Below are 5,282 nucleotides of genomic sequence, written 5' to 3' on the forward strand. Positions count from 1 at the left end.
GAGCAGTGTCACGTCTGGCTGGCCGCCGGCGTTCTCGTCGCCGCCGGGCTGGTGGATCGCGACGAGACCGGCCTCCGCCAGGTCGGCGACGAGAATCCGGGCCACGCCGAGGGGAATGGAAAGGAGTGCCGAGATCTCCGCTACTGACTTGATCTCCCGGCACAGATTGCAGATCCGCTGATGCTCGGGCAACTGCCCCTGCATCTGGGAAGGCTGAGCGGTGGTGCTGACCAGCGCCTCGATGGCGAGCTGGTAACGGGGCCTGGTCCGGCCGCCCGTCATCGCGTACGGCCGCACGAGCGGACTCGGGCCGCGCCCGCCCGAACCGCCGGAGTCGTCCTGCGCGTTGTGGCGCGGCAGGGGGGCGCGGGGCCCGGTGGGCTCCACGGGCTGCCGCTGGTGCTGCGGGTGCCTCGGCTGCGGCTGCGCGGGACCGGGCTGGGGCTGCTGCTGGCCGGGGTGCGGGTAGGGGTACGAGTCGAAGGGGTCGTGCTCGTCCCCGTACGACGACTGTTCGTCCCCGGGCGACTGCTGCTCGCCGTACGGCTGCTGGTCCCCGTACGGTTGCTGGTCCCCGTACGAGGGGCGCTGTCCGTACGGCTGTTCGGGGGCCGGTTCCTGCCCGTGCCCGTACTGCCACTCGGCCTGCCGCCACTCGGCCCGCTGCCACTCGTCGTGCCGCTGCTCGTCCTGCTGCTGCCCTGGGAAGGAGTGCGGACCCGGTCCGTCACCCTGGTACCCGCCCTGGCCGTGGGACCAGTCGGCAGGCGAACCACCGGGGGGTGTCGTCACGTTCTTCCTCCTCCTGCTGTCCGGGCGCCGTCAGTGTGGAGCCGCGTCCCGAAACCTTACGGCCCCGGGACGCGAAAACGCACCGCTTGTCTGATGGTTGAGAAAAGCGTCAGTTGAGCAGACCACCCTGGAGTTCCGCACGCAGATCCGGGGTGAGGACGGAGCCCGCGCGGTCCACGAGCAGGGCCATCTCGTAGCCGACGAGGCCGATGTCGGCCTCCGGGTGGGCGAGGACCGCGAGCGAGGAACCGTCCGAGATGGACATGATGAAGAGGAAGCCCCGCTCCATCTCGACCACCGTCTGGTTGACGGTGCCGCCCTCGAAGATGCGGGACGCGCCCGCGGTGAGCGAGGTGAGGCCCGAGGCCACGGCCGCGAGCTGGTCGGCGCGGTCACGGGGAAAGCCTTCGGACATCGCGAGGAGAAGACCGTCGGCGGAGACGACCACCGTGTGCGACACCCCCGGGGTGTTGTCCACGAAATTGGTGATCAACCAGTTCAGGTTCTGTGCCGCCTGGCTCATCGGGCTCACGCTAACGCTCCTGGTCGTAGGTCCTGTCGGGGCCGGAACCCCGACCGTTCGTGCCATTCGTGCCGCTTCCCGCGGTGCGGCCCCTGGCGACGCCGCTGCGGAGCCGGCTGAGCCGGCCGCGGACGTCCTCGGGAGCGCGGGAGACCTGGGGGCCGCCCTGCGGGCTCTGTTCTGCTTCTGCCGCGCCCTCGACCAGATTGGCCCTGGGCACCCGGCGCGGCAGACCGGAGGAGGTGACCCCGCCCGCCTGCGGGCGGCGCAGGCCGCTCGCGCGCCGGGCGCGGTCCTCGTTGGCCGCGTGGGCCGAGGAACCGGGATCCTGCTCCGCCCGGGACTGCTCGCTCGCGGGCGTGCCGTCCTCGGGCGGGGAGCCGCTCGGGCCATTGTCCCACCCCTGACGGGCCGTCACCTCACCGGCCCCCGCGGCCGGAAGCCGGCGCGGCAGACCTGCCTCGGTCACCCCGCCCTCCTGCTCGGCGGCGGCACCGTGCGGGCCGAAGCCTACGCGGTCGGCGTCCTCCTGGGGAGCGCGCGCGGGGGATTCCGTTTCACCCCCGGGGGCGCCGCCCTGCACGGGCTCCTGCCGCCACTCCTCCTGGTGAGGGGTGGCGGGGTAGGTGCCGGTCCCGGCGGTCTCCGGCGCGTAAGTGGAGTACGGGGCCTCCGGATAGGGCGCGTAGGCGGACTCCGGGGCGTACTCGCCCTGCCCTTGCGCCGGGTAGCCGACCTCGGTGCCAGGCGCCCCGGCCTCGGCGCCGGGGTACGCCCCCTGCGTGAAGCCCGGGTACGGCGGCTGCGGAGCGTAGGCGTTCCCGTCCGGGTAGGGGGCCGTCCCGCCGTCGCCCGGGTAACCGGCCGGGCCGTTCTCGTACGGGGCGGGGTAGCCCTGCGGGTATGCCTCGCCGGTGCCGTAGGAGGGCTGGGGCGCCTGCCCCTGGTAGGGGGGAGTCCCGCCGTACGGCGCGGGGCTGCCGCTGGTCTCGTACGGGCCGCCCTCGCCCTCGTACGGGCCGGTCGGGGCCCCGCCGCCGTGGAAGGGTTGAGCCCCCTCGTCCCGGTGCTGCTCCGGCGCGGGCTCCTGCCCGTGCGTCTGGGCCTCCAGGGCCGCGCGGCGCTCCTCGCGGAACAGGGAGCGGCCCACGGGGTCGAGCCCGGCCGGGTGCTCGCCGCCGGGCAGGGCGTGGTGCCCGGCCCCGTACCGGCCGTCGTCGAAGCCGAGTCCGGCCGCGGTGCGCGGCGGCGTGCGGCCCGTGCCCGGGGCGGCGTGCGCCTGCGAGGGGATCATCGAGGAGGCGGTGAACCCGTTCTCCTGGCCGGTCCGGCCGCCTCCGCCGTGCGTGATGGACTCCGGGAGCATGACGAGCGAGGTGGTGCCGCCCTGCTCGCCCGAGGGCCGCAGCTGGACCCGGATGCCGTGCCGGTCGGCGAGCCGCCCGACCACGAAGAGTCCCATGCGCTGGGAGATCGCCGCGTCCACGACCGGCGGATTGGCGAGCCGGTGGTTGATGTCGGCGAAGTCCGCGGCGTTGAGGCCGATGCCCTTGTCGTGGATCTCGATCACGACGCGGCCGTCCGGCATCCGCGTCGCCGTGACCCGTACCTTCGTCTGCGGCGAGGAGAACGTCGTGGCGTTCTCGAGGAGTTCGGAGAGCAGGTGGACGAGGTCGGTCACGGCGCGGCCGTGGATCTCGGCCTCGGGGATCCCGGACAGTTCGACGCGCTCGTACTGCTCGACCTCGGAGGCGGCGGCGCGCAGCACGTCGACGAGCGGCACCGGCTGGTCCCAGCGCCGGCCCGGCTCCTCGCCCGCGAGAACGAGGAGGTTCTCGCCGTTGCGGCGCATCCGGGTGGCGAGGTGGTCGAGCTTGAAGAGGTTCTCCAGTTGCTCGGGCTCCTCCTCGTTGTTCTCCAGTTCCGTGATGAGCGTGAGCTGCCCCTCCACGAGGGACTGGTTGCGCCGCGAGAGGTTGGTGAACATGGCGTTGATGTTGCCGCGCAGCAGGGCCTGTTCGGAGGCGAGCCTGACCGCCTCGCGGTGCACCTGGTCGAAGGCGCGGGCGACCTCGCCGATCTCGTCGGTCGAGGTGATCGGCAGCGGTGTGACGCGCGTGTCCACGCGCCCCGGGTGGGTGCGCGAGAGCTGGTCGACGAGGGAGGGCAGCCGCTTCTGCGCTATGCCGAAGGCCTCCGTGCGCAGGCGCCGCATGGAGTGGCTCATCTGCCGCGCCATCATCCCCGCGATGAGGAAGGCGAGCAGGAGGGCGGCGACGACGGCCGCCGAGACGAGGAGGGCCTCGCGTTTGGCGTCGTCGGCGATCTGGCTCGCCTCGGTCACCGCGTGCGCGGTCAGCTCGGACTCGACGGTGCGGTACGCCGTGACGCGCGGTGTCGTCGCGTCCCACCAGGTCTGCGGCGTGATGCCCCGGTCGCCGAGCGTCTTTTGGGTGGACGCGGGCGAGACGAGCTGGTCGATCATGGCCTCGGGGGCGGGCGGCGTGACGCCGCTGCGCATGTCCTTCGCGGAGGCGATGGCGGCCTTGGCGGCGTTCCGCTTGATCTGGAGCGCGGCCTTCCTCATCTCCGCGTCGAGCCGCTCGACGTCCGCGGGCCGTGCGCTGGAGGTGTACTCCTTCTCGGCGATGCCCTCCAGGTAGGCGTACGAGGAGAGCGCGACGCGCTGCCTCGTCGCGTCGGCCGTGCCGGGGCCCGGCTCGACCCACAGGTGCACGCCGAGGGAACGGGTCAGCGAGAGCGCCGAGGTGGAGAGCGCGATCGCGTAGACCGAGCGGCCGTAGGTGGTGACGTTGCCGGTCCCGAGGCCCAGCTCGTTGGCGAACTCCATGAGCGGGTGCTGGATCCGGAGGTACCCCTCCTCGGTCCGCACCCCGCTGAGCTTCTTCGTGTACGCGGCCTGGCGCAGCGAGTCGAGCTCCGGCTCAACGGAGCGGAAGTCGGCCATGCGCCGGTCGAGGGCCGCGGTACGGGGGAGGTCCTCGGCCGCGGCGTCGAACCGCCGGGCCGCCGTGTCGGTCGCCGCGCGCGCCTTCACCACGGCCGGGTCCTCGCGCTTGCCCCGCAGGAGGGGCTCGGCGCTGATGTCGCGTTCCTCGGAGAGCCGGTTGCCGTAGGTCGCGGCGGCCTGGACGAGTCGCGCGACGTTCTTCGCGTCCTCCGCCTCGTGCCAGGTGTCGATCGAGCCCTTCACCTGGAAGCCGCCCATGACGAGGCCGACGATGACGGGTATGAGCAGGATCGCGTTCAGCCGGGTCGGCACCCGCCAGTTGCGGGGGGACAGCCGGCTGCCGCGGGCGGAGGGGGAGGCGGGGCTCCCGTGCTCCCGCACTCCGGCGGACGCCTCGGCGGTGGCGGGCGGGGTGAAGCCACCCCGGGCCCCCTGCGCCGGGCCTGAGCCCTTCGTGCTTCGCCTCACTCGACCAACAACCTCTCGGCGGCGGCACTTCTCGCGTGCCGCTGACGTTCCAAGGCCCTCAACAGCGGGCACTTCACCGCCCCTGCTACTGGGCAGTTCAGCGATTTCAGCACGGTCCGCCGCGCGCCGCCAAACGTTCTGCGGAAGTGGTCTTCCGGACACGTGATCCGCCGCCGCGGACTAATAAAAGGGGCATAAAACAACGAGCCCCGGCAAAAGCCGGGACTCGTATGCGCGCAGCGGCACCGTGCGGGCGCTGCGCGTGGTGGCGCGCGGTCGATTCTCTGTCGAAACGTTATGAAGCCTCTCGGCACCGTGTCGAAGGACACAACGGGGCCCGGCGGGCGCGCCACGCGGCCCGGCGAGGGCCCCGCGGCGGCCGTCGTCACCGCCGCGCGGCGCGCGCACGCGGCTGTCACGACCTCACTTCAGGCGGGCCATGAGGGCGTGTTCGACGAGGGTGATGAGGGCGGATTTGGCGTCGGCGCGGTGGCGGGCGTCGGTGGTGATGATGGGGGTGTCGGGTCC

The 5,282-nt window shown here is 72.9% G+C and carries 3 protein-coding genes and 1 pseudogene; all 4 read right to left on the reverse strand.

All coding sequences use genetic code 11. The features are described 5' to 3' along the window. Positions 1-792, reverse strand: a 792-nt coding sequence (locus IF99_RS31320; protein WP_037828150.1) for a DUF742 domain-containing protein, incomplete at its 3' end; no start/stop codon positions are given. Between the two features lie 109 nt (positions 793-901). Next, positions 902-1,315: a roadblock/LC7 domain-containing protein gene (locus IF99_RS0129790; RefSeq protein WP_008745460.1), complete on the reverse strand. Its 414-nt coding sequence runs from the start codon at positions 1,313-1,315 to the stop codon at positions 902-904. A gap of 10 nt (positions 1,316-1,325) precedes the next feature. Beyond that, positions 1,326-4,754 carry a nitrate- and nitrite sensing domain-containing protein gene (locus IF99_RS0129795; RefSeq protein ID WP_031001498.1) on the reverse strand — a complete coding sequence of 1,143 codons (3,429 nt, stop codon included), beginning with the start codon at positions 4,752-4,754 and terminating at the stop codon, positions 1,326-1,328. 423 nt (positions 4,755-5,177) lie between these two features. Further along, positions 5,178-5,282: pseudogene (locus tag IF99_RS0129800) on the reverse strand (ATP-binding protein); the annotation flags it as partial.

Source organism: Streptomyces sp. NRRL F-5630, assembly GCF_000719475.1.
In the GTDB taxonomy this organism is placed as follows: domain Bacteria; phylum Actinomycetota; class Actinomycetes; order Streptomycetales; family Streptomycetaceae; genus Streptomyces.

Coding starts and splice junctions, on each gene's coding strand:
- IF99_RS0129790 (WP_008745460.1), bottom strand. CDS start 1,315: ATGAGCCAGGCGGCACAGAACCTGAACTGGTTGATCACCAATTTCGTG.